Annotated in this window: 15 protein-coding genes and 6 pseudogenes; 11 read left to right on the top strand and 10 right to left on the bottom strand. The window is 67.9% G+C overall.

From position 1 onward, the window contains the following. Window positions 1-25 precede the first annotated feature (25 nt). Window positions 26-756, top strand: a pseudogene (locus ACPEE0_RS16815) (queuosine precursor transporter). A gap of 60 nt (window positions 757-816) precedes the next feature. Here the strand turns inward: ACPEE0_RS16815 and ACPEE0_RS16810 are convergent. From ACPEE0_RS16810 to ACPEE0_RS16780, 7 genes and pseudogenes are all read right to left on the bottom strand, one after another. After that, window positions 817-1,809 carry an IS3 family transposase gene (locus tag ACPEE0_RS16810; protein WP_424574906.1) on the bottom strand — a complete coding sequence of 331 codons (993 nt, stop codon included), beginning with the start codon at window positions 1,807-1,809 and terminating at the stop codon, window positions 817-819. Between the two features lie 14 nt (window positions 1,810-1,823). After that, the gene (locus ACPEE0_RS16805; protein WP_009359685.1) at window positions 1,824-2,270 is read right to left on the bottom strand and encodes a transposase; all 447 of its coding nucleotides are present in this window, start codon (window positions 2,268-2,270) and stop codon (window positions 1,824-1,826) included. A gap of 126 nt (window positions 2,271-2,396) precedes the next feature. After that, window positions 2,397-3,722: a tRNA guanosine(34) transglycosylase Tgt gene (tgt, locus tag ACPEE0_RS16800; protein WP_009358660.1), complete on the bottom strand. Its 1,326-nt coding sequence runs from the start codon at window positions 3,720-3,722 to the stop codon at window positions 2,397-2,399. Between the two features lie 70 nt (window positions 3,723-3,792). After that, a complete protein-coding gene (locus ACPEE0_RS16795; RefSeq protein WP_035753232.1) occupies window positions 3,793-4,521 on the bottom strand; it encodes an SRPBCC family protein in 729 nt (242 codons plus the stop codon). Between the two features lie 48 nt (window positions 4,522-4,569). Then, window positions 4,570-5,621: pseudogene (locus tag ACPEE0_RS16790) on the bottom strand (DUF6707 family protein). An 87-nt stretch (window positions 5,622-5,708) separates the two neighbouring features. Continuing rightward, window positions 5,709-6,248, bottom strand: a complete 540-nt coding sequence (locus tag ACPEE0_RS16785; protein WP_009358663.1) for an NUDIX hydrolase family protein — start codon at window positions 6,246-6,248, stop codon at window positions 5,709-5,711. A 9-nt stretch (window positions 6,249-6,257) separates the two neighbouring features. Further along, entirely contained in the window at window positions 6,258-6,995 is a 738-nt protein-coding gene (locus ACPEE0_RS16780; protein WP_354176503.1) for a VOC family protein, read from the bottom strand. A gap of 107 nt (window positions 6,996-7,102) precedes the next feature. On the opposite strand from ACPEE0_RS16780, the gene ACPEE0_RS16775 reads away from it, so the two are divergent. The 3 genes and pseudogenes from ACPEE0_RS16775 to ACPEE0_RS16765 all read left to right on the top strand — a co-directional run. Beyond that, window positions 7,103-7,705 carry a YdeI/OmpD-associated family protein gene (locus ACPEE0_RS16775; protein WP_009358665.1) on the top strand — a complete coding sequence of 201 codons (603 nt, stop codon included), beginning with the start codon at window positions 7,103-7,105 and terminating at the stop codon, window positions 7,703-7,705. Between the two features lie 143 nt (window positions 7,706-7,848). Next, entirely contained in the window at window positions 7,849-8,403 is a 555-nt protein-coding gene (locus ACPEE0_RS16770; RefSeq protein WP_424574905.1) for a hypothetical protein, read from the top strand. A 17-nt stretch (window positions 8,404-8,420) separates the two neighbouring features. Beyond that, a pseudogene (locus ACPEE0_RS16765) lies at window positions 8,421-9,752 on the top strand (glycoside hydrolase family 32 protein); the annotation flags it as partial. Here the strand turns inward: ACPEE0_RS16765 and ACPEE0_RS16760 are convergent. Further along, on the bottom strand, window positions 9,674-11,068 hold the full coding sequence (locus ACPEE0_RS16760; RefSeq protein ID WP_424574904.1) for a glycoside hydrolase family 76 protein: 1,395 nt from the start codon (window positions 11,066-11,068) through the stop codon (window positions 9,674-9,676). The pseudogene ACPEE0_RS16765 and the gene ACPEE0_RS16760 overlap by 79 nt on opposite strands. Before the next feature lie 137 nt (window positions 11,069-11,205). On the opposite strand from ACPEE0_RS16760, the gene ACPEE0_RS16755 reads away from it, so the two are divergent. Both ACPEE0_RS16755 and ACPEE0_RS16750 read left to right on the top strand, forming a co-directional pair. Next, a complete protein-coding gene (locus tag ACPEE0_RS16755) occupies window positions 11,206-12,048 on the top strand; it encodes an SDR family NAD(P)-dependent oxidoreductase (protein WP_424574903.1) in 843 nt (280 codons plus the stop codon). Further along, window positions 12,045-13,255, top strand: a pseudogene (locus tag ACPEE0_RS16750) (acyl-CoA dehydrogenase family protein). Before ACPEE0_RS16755 ends, ACPEE0_RS16750 begins: the two are co-directional and overlap by 4 nt. Here ACPEE0_RS16750 and ACPEE0_RS16745 read toward each other — a convergent pair. Next, on the bottom strand, window positions 13,252-14,076 hold the full coding sequence (locus ACPEE0_RS16745; protein ID WP_424574902.1) for a DUF1684 domain-containing protein: 825 nt from the start codon (window positions 14,074-14,076) through the stop codon (window positions 13,252-13,254). The pseudogene ACPEE0_RS16750 and the gene ACPEE0_RS16745 sit on opposite strands and share 4 nt — an antisense overlap. Before the next feature lie 172 nt (window positions 14,077-14,248). Between ACPEE0_RS16745 and ACPEE0_RS16740 the strand changes: the two genes are divergently transcribed. From ACPEE0_RS16740 to ACPEE0_RS16720, 5 genes and pseudogenes are all read left to right on the top strand, one after another. Further along, entirely contained in the window at window positions 14,249-14,938 is a 690-nt protein-coding gene (locus ACPEE0_RS16740) for an NADPH-dependent F420 reductase (RefSeq protein ID WP_424574901.1), read from the top strand. A gap of 5 nt (window positions 14,939-14,943) precedes the next feature. Continuing rightward, window positions 14,944-15,231, top strand: coding sequence for a hypothetical protein (locus ACPEE0_RS16735; RefSeq protein WP_424574900.1), 288 nt, complete (start codon window positions 14,944-14,946; stop codon window positions 15,229-15,231). Then, window positions 15,228-15,488 carry a hypothetical protein gene (locus ACPEE0_RS16730; RefSeq protein ID WP_424574899.1) on the top strand — a complete coding sequence of 87 codons (261 nt, stop codon included), beginning with the start codon at window positions 15,228-15,230 and terminating at the stop codon, window positions 15,486-15,488. Before ACPEE0_RS16735 ends, ACPEE0_RS16730 begins: the two co-directional genes overlap by 4 nt. Window positions 15,489-15,601: 113 nt before the next feature. Next, window positions 15,602-18,411, top strand: a pseudogene (gene ppc / locus ACPEE0_RS16725) (phosphoenolpyruvate carboxylase). Between the two features lie 87 nt (window positions 18,412-18,498). Then, window positions 18,499-18,804, top strand: a complete 306-nt coding sequence (locus ACPEE0_RS16720; protein ID WP_009358672.1) for a hypothetical protein — start codon at window positions 18,499-18,501, stop codon at window positions 18,802-18,804. A 22-nt stretch (window positions 18,805-18,826) separates the two neighbouring features. Here ACPEE0_RS16720 and ACPEE0_RS16715 read toward each other — a convergent pair. Continuing rightward, window positions 18,827-19,442: pseudogene (locus ACPEE0_RS16715) on the bottom strand (DedA family protein). Between the last annotated feature and the right edge of the window lie 100 nt (window positions 19,443-19,542).

The raw sequence follows: 19,542 nt of genomic DNA, 5'->3' as shown, positions 1-19,542 counted from the left end.
GAACCACTATGAAACGGACTTCCCCATGCCATCTGCTTCCGGCCAGAATGCCCTGCCCGAAACCTCCGCCGCTTCAGGCGCCGCACGCTTCGCCTCCATCGGGTCCCCGTACTTTGGCGTCATGCTGGCCGTCATGGCGGTGGTGCTGATCCTTTCCAACATCGGCGCCTCCAAAGGGGTGGTCCTGGGCCGATCATCACCGACGGCGGCTTCTTCCTCTTCCCGCTGGCGTACATCCTGGGCGATGTCATCAGCGAGGTCTACGGCTTCCGGGTGGCACGGAAAGCCATCCTCACCACATTTGCGCTCTCGGTGTTCGCCTCGCTCTGCTACTGGGTGATCATCGCCCTTCCCGGATTCGACGACGAGTTCGGCGCCTCCAAGCAGGCCGCCCTTGAGGGTGCCCTGGGCCCGGTGCCGCAGATCGTGTTGGCCTCGCTGCTGGCGTTCCTTGCCGGCCAGACCATCAACTCCTGGATCCTGGTGCGGATGAAGGCCCGTACGGGGGAGAAGTCCCTGTGGGCCCGGATCATGGGCTCCTCGGTGGCGGGCGAGTTCGTGGACACCCTGATCTTCTGCAGCATCGCAGCGTCCGTCATCGGGATCACCGACTTCGGGATGTTCGTGAACTACGTGGTGGCGGGCTTCGTGTACAAGACCCTGGTGGAGTTCATCCTGGTCCCGGTCACATCGCTGGTGATCGGCTGGATCAAGAAGCGCGAACCCAGCTACGGGGCTGGCACGCTGGCCGCCTGATTCGGCGGGGGCTTCCCCATTCGACGGTTCCCAGCACACTCGACGTTCGCACGGTATACATCAAGCTGTTTGTGACAGCTGGGTGGGTTTTTTGTGGTTGATCCCTGCGACGGGAGGGATTCCCGGTGCGGTGGGCTTACGACGGTATCGGTGTGGGTTGCGGGCGTAGCAGGCATCGAGAGTTTGTTGTCGTTGCCTGCGCGCCTGCTCGACAAGTTCGTGATGGACGGTATCGGGCGTGTAGTAGTTCAGGCCACTATGCCGATGATGGCTGTTATAGCCTGCGAAAAACTCGCCCATGTATTCCCTGGCATGATGCAGGTCTTGGAACCGTCGCGGGAAATCCAGGTCATATTTCACGGTCTTGAACAGTGACTCTGAGTACGGATTGTCATCAGAAACCCTCGGGCGCGAGTAGGACAGTGTGATGCCCAGAGCCCGGGCGAGGTCCAGCGTTGTGCCGGCCCGCATTGGTGCGCCGTTATCGGCATGCAGCACCGCTGGGCACTGTTTGTTCCTGGCCACGGCCTCGCGGATCAGGGCCGAGGCAAAGGCCGCGGTTTCGGTGGCTTCGACGCGATGCCCGACGACCTTGCGGGAGAAGACATCGAGGATGGTGTAGAGCCGGTAGGTGTGTTTGCCGGGCCCGTGGAGCATCGTGATGTCCCAGCTCCAGAGCTGGTTAGGGGCTGTGGCTTCCAGGACGGGTTTGATCCTTTTAGGGCCGGAGCTGCTGCGTTGCGCGCGGCGGTCTCCGTTCTGTCCCTGGCTGGCCACGATACGGTGGGCGGCGGCGATCGAGAACGAGCAGAGACCCGCGTCCAGCATCCGGTAATAGGCCTGGGTGACGGACAGATTCCCGTACTCCTCGGAGTTCAGTATCGCCATGAACTCCCCGGCTTCGGCCTGGGTGATCCGGTTCGGGTAGGCCCGCTGGGCGTGGGGCACGGTGATCCCTGCCGCGGTGGGCGGGCTCAGATGCCGGTACCAGGCGGTGCGGTGAATACCTACCAATGCGCAGGCTTTCACCGCTGACCAGCCGGCCGTAACCATCTTCCCGACGAAGGTCAGGGCGATGTCTTTCCAGACTTTGGGGTCAACCACTCCGGCCGCTGCGGCTCCGGTTCCTTCAGTTCGGGGTCTGTCGCCGCCGCGCTCTTGGCCATGGCATCCAAGAGCGCGGAAGCTTTTCCCAGAATGTCCACCGCAGCCTCGGACCTGGCCAGCTTGGCCTTGAGGATCTCGTTCTCCTTCAAGACCTGTTTGAGCAGCCTCTTATCGCTCTCCCGCAATCGATGGTCCTCGTTTCCTTGTCTGATGCTGGATCTCAGCTCGCCCGATTCGCGCTGCTGGACCCAAAGGCGCATCGTGCCTTCGGCGATGCCCACAGCCCTGCAGAACGCGATCTTGGAACCACGCTCGAGGCACTTGTCGTACTCATCAAGAATCTCGTGCTTCTGCGCGAGAGTGAAGTGGCTCCGCTTCGATCGGCGGGAAGGGAGAACAAAATCCATGACGGACCTTTCCCCACTCCACGCGTCAGGCCACGACGGACAACAAACTGTCACACAACAGCCTGACACACAGGGCGTGGTCATCGAGTGCGAAGGGAACCGTCGAAACGGCGCGGCAGGCGAGGGTCAGGAGTAGTAGCGGGCCAGGGTTTCGGCCTTGAAGTCGAAGAATGTGCCGGCCTCGATCGCGAGCCGGGCGTCGTCCACCATCTTCACCACGAACCGTTCGTTGTGGATGGAGATCAGGGTGGCGGACAGCATTTCCTTGGCCTTGAACAGGTGGTGGATGTACGCCCGGGAGTAGTGGGTGCACGCGTAGCAGTCGCAGCCCTCCTGCAGCGGCCCGAAGTCGCGCTTGTACTTCGCTCCGGACAGGTTGAACCGCCCGTGCGGCGTGTAGAAAGCGGAGTTCCGGGCCACCCGGGTGGGGGAGACGCAGTCGAAGGTGTCGGCACCGTTCTCGATGGCGGTGAAGATGTCGTCCGGCTCGGAAATGCCCAGCAGGTGGCGCGGCTTGTCCTCCGGCAGTTCCTCGTTGCACCACCGGACGATGGTGCCCAGGTTCTCCTTCTCCAGGGCGCCGCCGATCCCGTACCCGTCAAACGGCATGGCGCCCAGGTCCCGGCAGGCCTTGCGGCGGAGGTCCTCGTACTGGGCGCCCTGGATGACGCCGAACAGGGCCTGGTACGGCTTCCCAACCCGTTCGGTGGTGAGCCGGAAGTGCTCGTCGAGGCACCGCAGCGCCCACAGCCGGGTCCGTTCCAGGGACTCCTCCTGGTAGCCGCGGGAGTTCTGCAGCGTTGTCAGCTCGTCGAACGCGAACATGATGTCCGCGCCGATCTGGTGCTGGACCTGCATGGAGATTTCGGGGGAGAACCGGTGCCGGTCCCCGTTCAGGTGTGACTTGAACCAGACGCCGTCGTCGTCAATATGGGCCAGCCGCTCCTTGCCGGGCGCCACCGCGTCGTCGGGGCCGGGCGCGCCCGCGGCGGCAACAGTCTTCATGTCGATGACCTTCTTGAACCCCGAGCCGAGGCTCATCACCTGGAACCCGCCGGAGTCCGTGAAGGTGGGTCCGGGCCAGTTCATGAAGGCGCCCAGCCCCCCGGCCTCGTCCAGGATGTCAGCGCCGGGCTGCAGGTAGAGGTGGTAGGCGTTGGCAAGCACAGCCTGCGCCCCGAGGTCCGCCACCGCTTCGGGCAGCACCGCCTTGACCGTGGCTTTGGTTCCGACGGCGATGAAGGCCGGCGTCTGGATCTCACCGTGGGGGGTGGTGATGGTGCCGGTGCGGCCCAGGAATTCGCCGCCGTTCTCCGCCATCTGCGCGGCAGTGGGCGGGCAGGAGTCAGCCAGCCGGCTGCCCACGGTGAAGGAAAACCCGGACTGGTCCGGCAGGTCAACAACGGGCTCCGCGGAGGCAGGAGACGGAACGGAAGCGGGTTTGGCTGGCACCGTACCAGTGTGCCAGCAATCGTTACAGTGCCAGCAATCGGTACGGGGCCAGAAAACCAGGCAGCCCCGGTCAGCTCACCGGCTCGGACGTGGAGTAGTTCTCGGCCCGCCAGGAGTCCCAGGACGAACGGATGGAGTCAAGCTTCGCAGCCCCAAGGTCGTAGGTGGAGGCTATGACCAGCGACCCGTCCCCCTCCTCGCGAACGTCCTTGATGGCGGGATGGTCGGCCACCACCAGGAGCCCCTCGCCGTGTTCGGCGTAGTCGTGGACCGTGAGGCCCACCTGGTGGCTGGTCCGGTACCAGACCTTGCCGCTGATTTCCTCACCGGTGCCCAGGCGCAGCTGGTAGGGCTCGCCGGGCGCCGGCAGGTCCGCCAGGCCGAGCTTTTCGATTGCCGACCCCTGGCCCTCGGTCAGGTGCAGGAAGAGGGTGTGGCGCTTGCCGTGCGGGTGGCGTTCCAGGGCGAACCGGAGCTGCTGGAGGAACGTCAGCCAGCCCTGGGTGATGTCCTCGTCCCAGGCCGCCCATTCCGAGTCGTGGTCCAGCGCCCCGCGCGTCACGCTGACCCGCGTGCCGCCCGGAACGGGGTGCAGTTCGAAGGTGTCGCCGCCGTGCACGGTCAGGCTGGTGTGGTCCGGGGCTTCCTCGACGTCGCCGGAAAAGTAGATCTCCTTGATCTCGGCATCCAGGTCCTCGGCCTGCCAGCCGTGCCATTGGGCCACCTTGGACGGTTCACGCAGCATGGTCCAGACCTGCGGTGCGTCGGCGTTAATCACTACGCTGAGATTGTTCGTCATAGCCCCGAATGTACAACTCCGGCCCGGCCCCGGGTAGGGGCAATTTGCTCAGGAGCGGACGGCCTCAAGCTCGTTGCTGATCCGTCGCTCCAGCTCGCCCATCCCGATGGTCTCGGACCCGCCATGCGCCCGCAGGAACAGCAGGGATTCGAGCCGCAGCAGCCGCCATTCCCGTTCGGCGTCGTGGTTCGAGTTGTCGATGGAGCGGAAGATTTCCTTGTCGTACAGGTTGGGCTCGTTGAGCGAGCGCTGCCGGACCTTGGCGGCCATCCGTGCCTTAACGGGTCGGTCTCATGGCTTTCGGGCGTCCTGATCAGCTTTTCGTAGACCGCAGCCCGTTCGTGCTGGCCGTCCTGCCGGCAGATATAGCTGGCCAGGGCCAGGGAGGCCTCCACCGATGCCCAGCGCCCGGGGTTTCCGTCGTAGGGGAGGACGGTGAGGAGGTCGGCAACCGCCAGGGCGCCCTCGGCATCCTTGAGCGTGACGAACAGTTCGTGCGCCAGGTCGCTGAGGTCCTTCAGGCAGCTGCCGGACTTGAAATTGACGCCTTTGGACAGCCTGTCGGTCAGCAGCTGGACACCGGTGGCGTCGGGATGCGCCTGCGCAGCAGCTTCCACCACGGACTCCGGTGTGCCGTCCGGGGCCGGGATCAGTGCGAGTTCCTCCTCGCTGGGAACGTTGGCGGCAGGCGGAACCGGCGGCAAGGGAGGTACGACGACGGCGGGCGCCGCAGCGGCCGATGCCGCCTCGCCGCCGGGCTGCTGCTGCCCGTGCCCCTGCCCGGCTGCTTCAGCCGGCGCGGTTTCAACCGACGCGTCCTCCGCCGGCACGGAAGCCAGCGAAAGGTGCGTGACGGCGTCGGACGCTGCTGCGGAACCTGGCTCGATGGTGGTGACGGTGGCGCCCACGGCGATCCGCAGCGTGCCGCCGCCGGCCAGGCTGGCGAGCACCAGCGCGGGAGACCCGAAATCGTCCCGTTCCAGCTCAACCGCCTGGATTTCCGCCGTCCGTTCACCGTCCGGGAGGAGGATGAGGCTGCCCGTGGTCAGGGATCCAGCCTGCAGCTCACTATGGTTCCGGGCGGCTGGTGTTTCGGTCATGGGAGTCCTTAAGTTCTCTTGCGGTCCGCCGTCCAGTCTACAAAGACGGGCAGCTTATTCCGGGGACCCCAGGTTCCGGCGGGGTGGTCAGGAGCCGACGCCGGCGAATGCCAGGGCCTGGCGGATCAGCCCGCCGCGGCCGCCGGAGAACTCCATCTGGACGCCCGGACTGAGGACTTCCGCCGGGGTCATCCAGGTCAGTTCCAGGGCGTCCTGGCGCGGTTCGCATTCGCCGGTAACGGGGATGACGTAGGCCAGGGAAACGGCGTGTTGCCGGTCATCGGTGAAGCCGGTCTGGGACGGGGCCGGGAAGTATTCGGCCACCGTGAAGGGGACCGGGCTGATGGGCAGCTGCGGGAACGCCAGCGGTCCCAGGTCCTTTTCCATGTGCCGGAGGAGGGCGGCGCGGATGGTTTCGCGGTAGATGACGCGGCCGGACACCAGGGAGCGGACCATGGTCCCGTCCTCGTCGGCCTGCAGCAGGGTGCCCACTTCATTCACGTAGCCAAGCGGATCCAGCCTGACCGGTACGGCCTCCACGTACACCATGGGCAGCCGCCCGCGCGCCTCAAAGAGGTCTTCTTCGGAAAGCCAGCCGGGATTCGGGTCAGGTGTGCGCACGTTCATGGTCTATTTCTACCCCATGGGACGGTGCTGCGAGATCCAGACCGTGGCGGGCACGGAGGGCGCGCCGGGCCCGGCCGCGTCCGGGTTGGCCACGTGGAGGGTGCTTCCGAAAGCCTCTTCGGTCAGGGTTGCCTCGAGTCCTGCGGCGGTGAGCCGGTCCCGGAGCGGTGCCAGGCCGCCGTCGTACTCGAATCCCAGGCCGGACCGCGGAGGACCGGACGCCGGGCGCACCAGGAGGACGCCGCCGTTCTTGGCGGTGAAGTCCGCGGTTTCGTCGTTGTCCGGCACCGGACGCGGCCGGGCGCCAATGTGCCGCAGGGTGCGGGCGGCGGCGTCGGCGTCCTCCGTGAACCAGACCCCGACGACGGCGAGCGCCGGGTCCGCGCCGGTGTCACCATCGACGGTGGCGGCTTTGTCCGCAAGAAAGGTGAATCCGTCAGGTCCTGTAATCCGGCAGGCTTCGCCGTGGGATTCGGTGACCAGCTCCGCGGGCGTTGTGCCCTCGTCCTGGGCTGCGAGGTTGGTGCGGCGGCCGAACTCGGCCAGGTCGCCCACCTCGACTGCCAGTGCCGTTGTCCCGTCCTCCGCAGCCCCTGCCGGTACCTCGTGCAGGGCCAGCCTGCCGGCCCCGGCGTCGTAGACGCGGAAGCCGCCGTCGCCCTCGGCGAGGACCAGGCCCAAGGCGGTCAGCAGCCGCTCCCAGGACCCGATGTTGGACGTGTAATGCAGGGGACGGACGCGGAGCATCGGTTTGTCCTTCATCTCGGCAACTGGAGCTTTAGGCCATGATGCCACGGGGCGGGCCGGAGGGGGATAGCGCTTGTGCACCCGGGTTGCAGGGGCAGAATAGGCGCATGGCCGTCGAACTCGAGGAACTGCTGGTGCCCGATGCCGCCGCCTGGCGCAGGTGGCTGGAGGCCAACCACGGCACGGCCCGGGGTGTGTGGCTGGTCCTGCATAAAAAGGGCGGGCAGGTCACCGGCCTGGATTATGCGGCGGCCCTGGACGAGGCGCTCTGTTTCGGCTGGATCGACGGACAGGCCCGGCGCCGGGACGGCGGGAGCACTTTCGTCCGCATGACGCCCCGAGGGCCGCGGAGCGCCTGGTCGGCCCGGAACGTGGCCCATGTTGCCCGCCTGGAAGCTGCCGGAAAGATGACCGGCGCGGGCCGGGCCGCCGTCGACGCCGCGAAGGCCGACGGCCGCTGGGAGGCAGCCTACGGCGGGCAGGCGACGGCGGAAGTTCCCGAGGATCTGGCGGCCGCCATCGCTGCCGTTCCTGCGGCCCAGGCCATGTTTGACGTCCTGACCAAAACCAACCGGTTCGCCCTGATTTACCGGACCATTACGGCCAAGCAGCCCGCCACCAGACAGCGTCGGATCGAGGGCTTCGTGGACATGCTGGCACGCGGCGAAGCCCTGTACCCGCAGAAGAAGCGCCCGGTTGAGGGGCCGTAAGGACACCTTGGCCGCAGAAGTGTCCGGCGCAACATAATTGGGGTTCCTGATAACGAACCGGTAACATTGATGGCTCACTTGCACTGGTGCCGTTCCCCGATCCGGGGGACGGCACTTGCGCGTTCAGCGACGGATTGAATTCAATGCCCCGACATACCCCCGGAACTGTACTTCCCGCCCTCAGACGCTTCGCCGCCGGCCGCCGCCTCCTCGTGTGGACGGTGGCCGGCGCGGCTGTCCTCGTCCTGGCAGTCTCACTGGTGCTCGCCGGTAACGCCCGGTCCGGCCCTGCCGCCACCGCCGGGGCGGTGCTGGACGATGTGGCAGCCGCGCAGGCCGCGGCCATGGACCGCACCGGCGGCTACGCCTCGCTGTGGCTCAAGGGCAACGATTCGACTCTGGCTGAACGCGGCACGGCCGTTCCGGCAGACGGCGCGGAGGACGTCCGCAGCATCGAATGCGGCACGGGGTGGCTGGCGGGCGTCCGGGTGGAGGGCAAGGTCTTCCTCCGGAGCAGCACCGCCCCTGACGCGGTGGAAGAGGACGCTGATGCAGTCCGGCTTCCGGAATGCATCAGCCCGGAAGCCCGCGATGCCCTGCTCACGGACCTGGGCGCCGGCAAGTCCTGGCCGAACAGGACTCTGCGGCCCTGGCGGCGCCGGCGGAGGACCCCGGCTTCCGTCCCGCCTACCACCTGACCCCGGACCAGCGCTGGATGAACGACCCCCAGCGGCCGTTCTTCCTGGACGGGCTTTGGCACTACTACTACCTCTACAACGTGGACTACCCCGAAGGGAACGGCACCGAGTGGTTCCATGCCACCAGCACCGACCTGGTGCACTGGAACAACGAGGGCGTGGCCATCGAGAAGTTCCGCAACGGCCTGGGCGACATTGAGACCGGGTCCGCCGTGGTGGACACGGAGGGCACCGCCGGCTTCGGCAAAGGGGCCGTGATCGCGGTCCTCACCCAGCAGCACGACGGCGTCCAACGCCAGTCGCTGTTCTACTCCACGGACAACGGCTACAGCTTCCAGAACTACGAGCAGAACCCGGTCATGGAGAACCCCGGCGCCGAGCACTGGCGGGACCCGCGGATCGTGCGGGATGAGGCAAACAACCAGTGGCTGATGCTGCTCGCCGAGGGCCACAAGGTCGGCTTCTACACGTCCAAGGACCTCAAGGACTGGATCTACGTTTCAGCTTTTGAGCGGGACGGCCTCGGCATCCTTGAATGCCCGGACTTCTTCCAGATGGACGTGGATGGCGACCCCGCCAAGCGCACCTGGGTGCTGGCTGCCAGCGCCAACGGTGCGGACGAGGGCCGCACCACCGGCCTGGCGTACTGGACCGGCAGCTTTGACGGAAAGGGCTTCACTCCGGACGGCGGGCACCAGTGGCTCGACGGCGGATCGGACTTCTACGCGGCCGTCACCTGGGACGACCCACGCCTGACGGACGGGCAGCGCAAGTCCTCACGGCATGCCATTGGCTGGATGAACAACTGGGCCTACGCCCGTAACCTCCCCACGGACAACTGGTTCGGGGCGGCCTCCGTGGTGCGGGACCTCCGGCTGGAGTCCGACGGCGGACGCCCGGCCCTGGTGTCCACGCCCACCCCCGCGCTGCAGTCGCTGGAGGGCGACACGGCGCAGGTGCCGGCCGGGCCGCTGGGGGAGGAATCCGTGCTGGCCGTCCCGGAGAGCGGCGTCTACAAGGCCGAGCTCGAGTTCGAGCGGCCCGACCCCAACACGGGAGAGGCGCGGATGCTCCTGCAAAGCGGAGGCCGGACCTACGCCACCGTGGGCTACGACTTTGCCGGCGGCAAGGCCTTCGTGGTCCGGGACGACGCCGTGTCCGAAACCGTCAAAGACCGCGGCGCCGCATCGAAGGGCGCGGTGGATCCCGTGTACCGGGACGTGCAGGCGGTTGAGGGTCCTTCCAGCGGCGACACTGTCCGCCTCACGGTCTACGTTGACCGGTCCTCCGTGGAAGTGTTCGTGGACGGCGGCCGGCAGACCCTGACCTCGCTGGTGTTCCCGCCCGACGGCGCGAAGGAAGCGCGGCTGGCAGCCGGAGGCGGGCAGGTATCACTGAAGAACGGCGCCGTGACGCCGCTGGCGGGGATCCGCGAGGAACCGGTGATGGCCGCGGCCGCCTCCAGGGTCATCCAGGCCTGCAGCTGGGTGGAAAGCTCGACGGCGGCGCCCGGCGGATACGTGTGGTCCGCCGGCTGTGCGGCGTGGATGGAGAAGACGCTGCGGCCCGGGTGGCTGCCGGCAGGTGTTCCGGCGTCCAGCGTGCGCCGTCCGTCCCAGAACGCCTGGGCGGTATCCGTCACCAGGCGCGCCGCTGTTGTGCGGGCCGGCTCCGGAAGCCGGCCGTCGGTGGCGGCCAGGGCCAGGTAGCGGCAGAGGATCCCGGTGAAGAGGCCGCCGTCGCCCGTCCCGTCGCAGCGGAGCACCGTGGGTCCGGTGTCGCCCGCACCCACGGCAGGCACGGTCAGGTGCCGGTCCACGGCGTCCACCAGTTCCGCCGCCCGGGCAAGGTTGGCCTCGCCGCCCAGTTCCAGGAGGGCGCCCAGCACGGGCCCCTGGTTGTAGGTGTAGACAGCCCGGTCCACCGTCACGTTCCCGGCGGCATCAAGCCGGGCCCCGTCCAGGTACAGGCGCTGCTCCAGGTCGAAGAGCGTGCGGTCCAGCCAGTCCAGCAGCAACTGCGCCTTCGCGCGCTGCCCGGTGCGGGCGTAGAAAAGCGCCACCGGAGCCGTGGCGGGCGTGTTCTTGAAGTCCCGTTTCTTGCTCCAGAACACCCCGCCGCCCAGGTCATCGGTGCTGGCGGCATCGAACTGCAGCACCAGGGTTTCGCGGACCCGTGCATTGCGGCGGCGGCCCGGCTTCCGTGTCTCCTCTGCCAGAGCATCCAGGCGGAGCGTGGCCAGGGCCAGCCAGGCCATGTCGTCGTAGTAGTTGTTGACGAAGGTGAACGCGTTGCGCAGCCGGATTCCGGTCACCAGCCTGGACGCGAGCTGCCCTGCACTGGGGTTGCCCGGGCCGTTGAACCGCGCCGCCGGTGTGGCCCCGCTGCCCAGTTCCCGCCGGCCGGTGTCCACCAGGCAGTCCACGTAGTGGGCCTGCCACCAGTAATGCCACGGGTGGGCCAGGGCAGAACCGGAGGCCAGCCGCCGCAGCGCATGCAGCCAGGCGGGACCGGGCTGGACCGGCTCTTCGGGATTCCACGCCACCGCGGCCAGGTGCGTGCCCGGCAGGAACAGCAGCTTCCGGCCGAAGAGCGCGGTGACGGACCGGGCGGCGTGGGAGGCACGGCCGTGCCAGACGGAACCGGCGGCGGGGCGGGAGGTCATGGCTTCCACCCTAGCGCGGCGTACATGAACCGGGCGGAAGCGGCACGTGGTGCACACCGCCCGCTCTTCAGTTAACATTCACTAACTGATACGCTGCGGCTGCACCCGCGGTTGACGGGCCACATCAAGGAGGATGGATGGACATTGCAGGCAGCGTCGCGCTCGTCACCGGAGGTGCGTCCGGCCTTGGTGCCGCCACCGTCCGTACCCTGTTCGACGCCGGCGCCTCCGTCGTGATCCTTGACCTTCCGTCCTCCTCCGGGTCCGCCCTTGCGGATGAACTGAACGAGACTGCGGCCACGGCGGACTCGAGCCAGGCCGGACCAGCCTCCGGCGGTACGGGCGGCACCCGGAAGTCCGCCGTCTTCGCCCCCGCGGACGTGACCAATGAGGCTGAGGTGCAGGACGCCGTCGACGCCGCCGTCCGGCTCGGGCCGCTGCGGATCGTGGTGAACTGCGCAGGAATCGCCACCCCCGGCAAGGTGCTGGGGCGGGAGGGAATCCTGCCGCTGGAGGCGTTCAACCGCGTTGTCCAGGTCAACCTGCTGGGCACCTTCAACGTCCTGCGCCTGGCCGCCGCCGCCATGGTGGCCACCGAGCCCGCCATCACCGAACTGGGCGGTCCCGAGCGCGGCGTCATCATCAACACCGCCTCGGTGGCGGCATTCGAAGGCCAGATCGGCCAGCCGGCCTACGCTGCCTCCAAGGGCGCGGTGGCCGCGATGACCCTGCCCATCGCCCGGGAACTGGCGCGCTCGCTGGTGCGGGTGGTCACCATCGCACCCGGAATCTTCGAAACCCCGATGATGGCCGGCCTGCCGCAGGAGGCGCAGGACTCGCTGGGGGCGCAGGTACCGCATCCTTCCCGGCTTGGCCGTCCGCAGGAGTACGCCCGGCTGGTGGCGCACATCGTGGACAACGCCATGCTCAACGGCGAGACCATCCGCCTGGACGGTGCCATCCGGATGGGGCCAAAATGACCGCCCCCGCAGGACGCAAGGTGGAGCTCCCCGCAGCCGACTTCTTCGACGTCGAATCCCTGCTCAGCCGGCCGGAACGGAACAAGCTGGCTGAATTGCGGGCGTTCCTGGCCGCCGAAGTCGCTCCCTACGCGGTGGACTGGTGGAACAGGGCGGAATTCCCGCCCACATCCTGCCCAAGCTGGCCGCCCTTGAACTGAGCACCCCGGCCCAGCGCGGCTACAGCAACCTCTTCGCCGGGCTGGTCATCGCCGAGATCACCCGCGTGGACACGTCCATCGCCACGTTCTTCCTGGTCCACCACGACCTCTTCGTCGAGTCCCTCTATGCGTTCGGCAGCCCGCAACAGCAGCAGCGCCTGCTCGCCGACGCATCAAACCTGCGGATCACCGGGGCCTTCGCCCTCACCGAACCGGACCACGGCTCGGACGTCGCGGGCGGGATGGAGACCCGGGCCCGGCGGATCTCGTCGGCAACCGGCAAACCCGACGGCGGCGGGGACACCTGGGTGCTGAACGGCGCCAAACGCTGGATCGGCAACGGGACGTTCTGCGACTACATGCTCGTGTGGGCGCGGGACGAAGCGGACGGGGCCGTCCGCGGCTTCATCGTGGACGCCACCCTGCCCGGAATCAGCCGGACCAGGATCGAGAACAAGATTGCCCTGCGGACGGTGCAGAACGCGGACATCGTGTTTAAGGACGTCAGGGTGGCCGAGGCGGACCGGTTCGCCGCCATCAGCAGCTTCGACGACACCAAGGAGCTCCTCCGCAGCTCCCGGATCATGGTGGCGTGGCAGACCGTGGGGCAGCAGCTGGCCGCGTTCGACGTCGCCCGGCAGTACGCCGTCGAACGCCACCAGTTCGGCCGCCCGCTGGCGCGGTTCCAGCTCATCCAGCAGCAGCTGGTCACCATGCTCGGCAACACCGTCGCCAGCATGGGGATGATGGCGGGGCTCGCCCGGCTGCAGGACCAAGGTGCCGCGGACATGCCCCAGGTTGCCCTGGCGAAGTCCTACCTCAGCGCCCGGATGCGCGAAACCGTGGCGCTGGGCCGGTCCATCCTGGGCGGCAACGGCATCGTCACGGACTACCGGATGGCGAAGATCTTCTCCGACGCCGAGGCCATCTACACGTATGAGGGCTCGTTCGAAATCAACACCCTGATCGCCGGCCGCGCGGTCACCGGGGTGTCCGCCATCGCCTAGGACCCCGGCGGATACGGCAGCTGCTCGCCTGCCTCCACCCGGATGTCCAGGCTGTTGTTCCTCACCGGCATGGGGCAGGTGCCGTAGGGGGTGAAGGCACTGGGGTAGTTGATGGCCCGGTTGAAGTCGAGCACCACGGAACCGTCGGGCCGCGGCCGGGGTGTGGAGAGCTTGCGCCAGTCGTCGGTGGTATCCCCGTTGGTCTCGTCATGGAACGTGACCGTCAGCGCGCCGAGCTTTTCCTCCTCAGCGTGCAGCCGGAACTCGTGCGGGCTCCCGGGGAGCCGGAACACCACCTCACCCACACTCCGGTGGACGCCGTCCACCAGGGGATTGGCGGTGGCGATGGGCACGTCCACCGGCTCCGGATAGGGCTCAAACTGGCCCGTCACTTCCCAGTCCGGGTTGTAGGCATAGGTGGGCACGCCGTCGAATCCGGTGAGCGCGGGGGAGCCCGAGTCCCTGGTCCGGATAGCGTACCGCCCGGCCCGCATGGCCAGCTCCACCACCACCTGGTCACCGTCCGGTCCGCCGAACTGGACCCACATCAGCGATTCCTCGTCGGCGAGCGCCGCCGTGACGGTGCCGTCCACCGGCTCTCCGGTCTCCACGAGCGTCAGGCCGTCGTCCGGCACCGCGGTAAGTGACGCCGTCGTACCGTTTGTTGACCACAGGCCGGGGGCACGTTCGACGGCGGCCGGCACGTCCTCCAGCCACTGGAAGGAGGTGAGCGTCAGCCAGCCGTGGCGGGCTGCCAGGGCTTTGTTGCGGTTGGCGCGGAAGCGCTGCCAGCGCTCGATGGAGGCGGTGGGGATGTCCATGGTTCCTTCCGGTTGTCCTGCCCCGGCTACAACTGCGGCACGTGCGCGTTCATTCCGGGCAGGGGCACATTCCTGCTTGCCGCGGGCAGCGGGCGGAGTAGCCTCGGAACCAGCAGGCTCCGGCAGCATATGCCGGGCCGCCTGGTCGGCTGAACCAACGGAGGGGATTGACATGCGGATTGCTGTCTTTGGCACCGGAACGGTGGGGCGCGCCCTGGCTGGCGCCCTGGCTGAACGGGGGCATGAGGTAACGGTGGGAACCCGGGACCCGGGCGCAACTGCCGCCCGCACCGGGCCGGACGGGATGGGCAGGCCCCCTTTCAGCGAGTGGCAGGCCCGGCACGCAGATGTTGGCCTGGCGGATTTTGCCGGTGCCGCAGCGGCCGCCGAACTGGTGGTGAATGCCACCAGCGGGGCCGGGTCCCTCCCGGCGCTGGGTGCGGCCGGAGCCGCGCGGCTGGCCGGCAAGGTCCTGGTGGACGTGTCCAATCCGCTCGATTCCTCCCAGGGGATGCCCCCGGTCCTGAACCCGGTCAACACGGACAGCCTTGCCGAGCGGATCCAGCGGGGTTTTCCGGAAGCGCGGGTGGTGAAAACGCTCAACACCATGAATGCTGCCCTGATGGTGGACCCCGGCCACCTTGCCGGCGGCGACCACTCGGTCTTCCTGTCCGGCGATGATGCCGCGGCCAAAGACACCGTCCGGGAGTTGCTGGAGTCCTTTGGACACCGGGACATCATCGACCTCGGCGACATCACCAGCGCCCGGGGAGCGGAAATGTGGCTCCCGCTGTGGCTGCGGCTGTATGGCGTCCTGGGCACGGCGGACTTCAACATCAAGGTGGTCCGCGGGGTTGAATAGGCTGCGTGGACATTCTTGCCGGAATTAACAGTGAGTGGCTCAAAGCGCTGACCTGGATCGCCGCGCTGGCGTGCGGTGTGGCGGTGCTGCTGTGGCGGCCGCGCCGGCCGGACCTGGCCGCGCTCGCCGCCGTCGTCGCGTTCCTGGCCGCCAGCACGGGCGCCGGCATCTATGTGCTGAACCATCTGGGTGACGGCCGCTGGGGCGGCGACCAGGAAGCCCGGCTTGACCCGCCGGCACTCTCCGGGGCCCCGCTGGTGGGGACTTCCTGGGCCCGCTGGACGGAACCTTGAACGCAATGGCCGATGGCGTGAATGACTTCGTGGACTTCCGGGCCGCGCTTCCCGTGGCGCTGGAGTATTTCGCCGCGGCCGGCTGGGCGCTGGCCCTCCTGGTCCCGGTGGGCGGGGCCGTGCTCGCCGTCAACGCGGCGGTGTCCCGCCGTCGTAATGCGCAGGCCGCTGCTGCCGGCTCGGAATTGGCGGATCTGCGCGCCGAACTGGAGCGCGTCAAACGCCACGTAGGTTACCCGGCGGATGACATTATCTGAGACGGATTCCCCGGTGGGCGCACCCTGCGGGTACCATCTTTAGCTAGTAACGTGGCTCACAGTATCCAGCGCAGTGTACGAGCCAAGTCCGAAACCCTCGAGAGATTGCTTCCATGGCTCACACTGCAACAAATCCCGAAACCGACCTTGCCGCCGAACTGAGGGCGGACGTCCGGCGTGTGTCAACGCTGCTGGGTGAATCCCTGGTCCGCCAGCACGGGCCCGAACTCCTGGACCTCGTGGAGCAGGTCCGGCTCCTCACCAAGGAGTCCAAGGAGGCCGCCCGCGGCGGTGCCGACGCCACCGGGCCCTGGAGCGCGCACGACGTCGTTGCCCAGGTCCGCGAGCTCCTCGGCTCCCTGCCCATCGAGCAGGCCACCGACCTGGTCCGCGCCTTCGCGTTCTACTTCCACCTCGCCAATGCCGCCGAGCAGGTCCACCGCGTCCGCGGCCTCCGGACCCGCGCGGAGAAGGACGGCTGGCTGGCCAAGACCGTTGCCGAGATCGCCAGCCAGGCCGGGCCCGCCGTGCTGCAGGAAGTGGTCAACGGCCTGGACGTCCGGCCCATCTTCACCGCCCACCCCACCGAAGCGTCCCGCCGCTCCGTGCTGGACAAGATCCGCAAGCTCTCCGACGTCCTGGCCCAGCCCACCGCCGAAGGCACCACCGCGCGCCGCCGCCAGGACCGCCAGCTGGCCGAAATCATCGACCAGATGTGGCAGACCGACGAGCTGCGCCAGGTGCGGCCCACCCCCGTGGACGAAGCCCGCAACGCCATCTACTACCTGGGCGGCATCCTCACCGACGCCATGCCGGAGATGCTCACCGAACTGTCCGAGCTGCTGGGGGACCACGGCGTCACCCTCGCGTCCAAGGACGCGCCCATCCGCTTCGGTTCCTGGATCGGCGGTGACCGCGACGGCAATCCCAACGTCACCGCGGCCGTCACCCGGGAGATCCTGCAGATCCAGAACCAGCACGCCATCCGCATCAGCATCGGCATGATCGACGAGCTGATCTCCATCCTGTCCAACTCGACGGCCCTTGCCGGGCGGACCGGGAACTGCTGGAGTCCATCGACGCGGACCTGAAGAAGCTGCCCGGCCTGGACAAACGGGTCCTGGAGCTGAACGCGCAGGAGCCGTACCGGCTGAAGCTGACCTGCATCAAGGCCAAGCTCATCAACACCGGCAAGCGGGTGGCCGCCAACTCCAACCACGAGCACGGCCGCGACTACAGCGGCACCGGTGAACTGCTGGCCGACCTTGAGCTGGTGGAACTCTCGCTCCGCAACCACTCGGCCTCCCTGGCCGCGGACGGCGCGCTGGCCCGGGTCCGCCGTGCCATCGCCTCCTTCGGCCTGCACCTGGCAACCCTGGACATCCGCGAGCACGCCGACCACCACCACGACGCCGTCGGCCAGCTGATGGACCGGATCGGCGGGCCCGGGCTCCGCTACGCCGAGCTCAGCCGCAAGGAACGCTTCGAGGTGCTGGGCTCCGAGCTCGCCTCCCGCCGGCCGCTGTCCGGCCACCCCATCAAGCTCGACGGCGCTGCGGACGGCACGTACGACGTCTTCCGTGAGATCCGGCGTGCCCTGCGCATGTACGGCCCGGACGTCATCGAGACCTACATCATCTCCATGACCCGCGGCGCGGACGATGTCCTGGCCGCCGCTGTCATCGCCCGCGAAGCCGGCCTGGTCAACCTTTTCGGCGACAAGCCCTACGCAAAGATCGGGTTTGCGCCGCTGCTCGAGACCGTGGAGGAGCTGCGCGCCTCGGCAGAAATCATCGACCAGCTGCTCTCGGACCCTTCCTACCGCGAACTGGTGCGGCTGCGCGGCGACATCCAGGAAGTGATGCTGGGCTACTCGGACTCCAATAAGGAATCGGGCGTGCTGACCAGCCAGTGGGAGATCCACAAGACCCAGCGCAAGCTCCGCGACGTTGCTGCCAAGCACGGTGTCCGGGTGCGCCTGTTCCACGGCCGCGGCGGCTCCGTGGGCCGCGGTGGCGGGCCCACCTATGATGCCATCCTGGCCCAGCCCAACGGCGTCCTGGAGGGTGAGATCAAGTTCACCGAGCAGGGCGAGGTCATCTCGGACAAGTACTCCCTGCCCGAGCTTGCCCGGGAAAACCTGGAGCTCTCCCTGGCCGCGGTGCTGCAGGGCTCGGCCCTGCACCGGGACCCGCGCACGTCCGAGGACCAGCGGGAACGGTACGCGCATGTCATGGAGACCATCTCCGACGCCGCGTTCGACCGGTACCGGAGCCTCATTGACCACCCGGACCTGCCTGCCTACTTCATGGCCTCCACCCCGGTGGAGCAGCTCGGTTCCCTGAACATCGGCTCCCGCCCGTCCAAGCGCCCCGACTCCGGTGCCGGCCTGGGTGGCCTGCGTGCCATCCCGTGGGTCTTCGGCTGGACCCAGTCCCGCCAGATCGTTCCGGGCTGGTTCGGCGTCGGTTCAGGCCTGAAGGCCGCCCGGGAAGCCGGCAACGCGGCGCAGCTCGCGGAGATGATGGAGCACTGGCACTTCTTCCGCTCCGTGCTGTCCAACGTGGAGATGACCCTCGCCAAGACGGACCTGGACATCGCCGGCTACTACGTGGACACCCTGGTTCCCAAGGAGCTGCACCACATCTTCCGCACCATCCGGGAGGAGTACGAGCTGACGGTGGTCGAGGTCCAGCACCTGACCGGCGAGCACGTCCTGCTGGATGCCCAGCCCACGCTCAAGCGTTCCCTTGAGGTCCGCGACCAGTACCTGGACCCCATCAGCTACCTGCAGGTGGAGCTGCTGCGCCGCGTCCGGGCCGAGAGCGGAAGCATCAGCGGGGCGGAGATCGACGAACGGCTCCAGCGCGCCATGCTCATCACGGTCAACGGGGTGGCCGCCGGCCTGCGCAACACCGGCTAAACCCAGTTGCTCTATCACTTATGGTCCCTAAACAGCAGGAATAGGGACCATAAGTGATAGAGCAACAGGTTGGATAGGCTGGAGGGCATGCCTTCGTTCCAGACCCGCCTCAAGATCACCGGGCTCCGGCCCGGCAACCCGCCGGAATCGGTCATGGAAGCCGCGGTTGAGGCGCTGGGCACGCGCCACCATGTCGAGTCCCACCAGCTGCAGATCTCCGGCGGGGTGCCGCAGCTGAACCTGCGGTTCCTCGTGGAGGCCACCGAGGACAGGGGCGAGAACCAGCAGGCGCGGGAATCGGCAGCGATGATGCGCGACGCCGTCGAACGCGTCGCCCTCACCGGCGCGCTCAGCGTGCTTCGCCGCAACCGCGGGAAGTGGCTGCCGGTCTAGGCTCTGCCGGCGGGCACCAGCGTCAGGCCAGCGGTCCGGGTTCCTCCACGGGGGACCGGTTGCCGCGGCGGCGGGTCACGATTATTCCGACGACGGCGCCGATCACCAGGCCCAGCACCACGCCGATCAGCGAGCTCGCCCAGAACGGCAGCCTGTTGCGGACCCCGTGAAGTACCCAGGCCCACCAGCCAGCACGCCCACAGCAGGGCGCCGAGTCCCGCGCAGAGGCTGAAGCCCCGGACCGAAACGTCAGCGATCCCGGCTGCCGCCGAGGTGGCCAGGCGCCCGCCGGGAATGAACCTGGCGCCGATGATGGTGCCGTAGGTCGACGACCGCCCCGCCTTGGCCAGGGCGTCGTGGATGCCCTTATGCACGCGCCGGCCCCACCGCCAGCGGTCAAGGACATGGCTGAGCCTGCGCCGGAAAAGCTGGAACACCACCATGTCGCCGATCCAGGAGGCCAGAGCGGAGAGCCCGCCAACCAGGAACACGTTGGCCCGGCCGTCGGCGGACAGCGCGCCGCCGGTGATGACCACCATTTCGGAGGGGACCGGCGGAAAGATTGCATCGCCAAGGACTACGGGGATGATCCAGAAATAGATCGCAGCCCCCCAGCTGTCAGCGCTGCCGAAGTCCATGGCCACAACGTACCGCACTCCGGGCCGCTGCCGAAGGGGAGCTTCCGAAGAGGGTGCAGCGAACGGGAGGTGCCGACGAGGGCGCAGCTTATAGGACCCG

Origin of the sequence: Arthrobacter sp. SD76 (assembly GCF_049726125.1) — a bacterium.
Taxonomy (GTDB): Bacteria; Actinomycetota; Actinomycetes; order Actinomycetales; family Micrococcaceae; genus Arthrobacter; species Arthrobacter nitrophenolicus.
The sequence above is the reverse complement of the archived record's forward strand: the minus strand, read 5'-3'. Positions and strand labels throughout refer to the sequence as shown.

What these genes read in the sequence shown, in the direction of transcription:
- ACPEE0_RS16810 (WP_424574906.1), bottom strand. Translation starts at nt 1,809, where the DNA reads ATGGTTACGGCCGGCTGGTCAGCGGTGAAAGCCTGCGCATTGGTAGGT.
- ACPEE0_RS16805 (WP_009359685.1), bottom strand. Translation starts at nt 2,270, where the DNA reads ATGGATTTTGTTCTCCCTTCCCGCCGATCGAAGCGGAGCCACTTCACT.
- ACPEE0_RS16795 (WP_035753232.1), bottom strand. Translation starts at nt 4,521, where the DNA reads ATGACGAACAATCTCAGCGTAGTGATTAACGCCGACGCACCGCAGGTC.
- ACPEE0_RS16785 (WP_009358663.1), bottom strand. Translation starts at nt 6,248, where the DNA reads ATGAACGTGCGCACACCTGACCCGAATCCCGGCTGGCTTTCCGAAGAA.
- ACPEE0_RS16780 (WP_354176503.1), bottom strand. Translation starts at nt 6,995, where the DNA reads ATGCTCCGCGTCCGTCCCCTGCATTACACGTCCAACATCGGGTCCTGG.
- ACPEE0_RS16775 (WP_009358665.1), top strand. Translation starts at nt 7,103, where the DNA reads ATGGCCGTCGAACTCGAGGAACTGCTGGTGCCCGATGCCGCCGCCTGG.
- ACPEE0_RS16770 (WP_424574905.1), top strand. Translation starts at nt 7,849, where the DNA reads ATGCCCCGACATACCCCCGGAACTGTACTTCCCGCCCTCAGACGCTTC.
- ACPEE0_RS16760 (WP_424574904.1), bottom strand. Translation starts at nt 11,068, where the DNA reads ATGACCTCCCGCCCCGCCGCCGGTTCCGTCTGGCACGGCCGTGCCTCC.
- ACPEE0_RS16755 (WP_424574903.1), top strand. Translation starts at nt 11,206, where the DNA reads ATGGACATTGCAGGCAGCGTCGCGCTCGTCACCGGAGGTGCGTCCGGC.
- ACPEE0_RS16745 (WP_424574902.1), bottom strand. Translation starts at nt 14,076, where the DNA reads ATGGACATCCCCACCGCCTCCATCGAGCGCTGGCAGCGCTTCCGCGCC.
- ACPEE0_RS16740 (WP_424574901.1), top strand. Translation starts at nt 14,249, where the DNA reads ATGCGGATTGCTGTCTTTGGCACCGGAACGGTGGGGCGCGCCCTGGCT.
- ACPEE0_RS16720 (WP_009358672.1), top strand. Translation starts at nt 18,499, where the DNA reads ATGCCTTCGTTCCAGACCCGCCTCAAGATCACCGGGCTCCGGCCCGGC.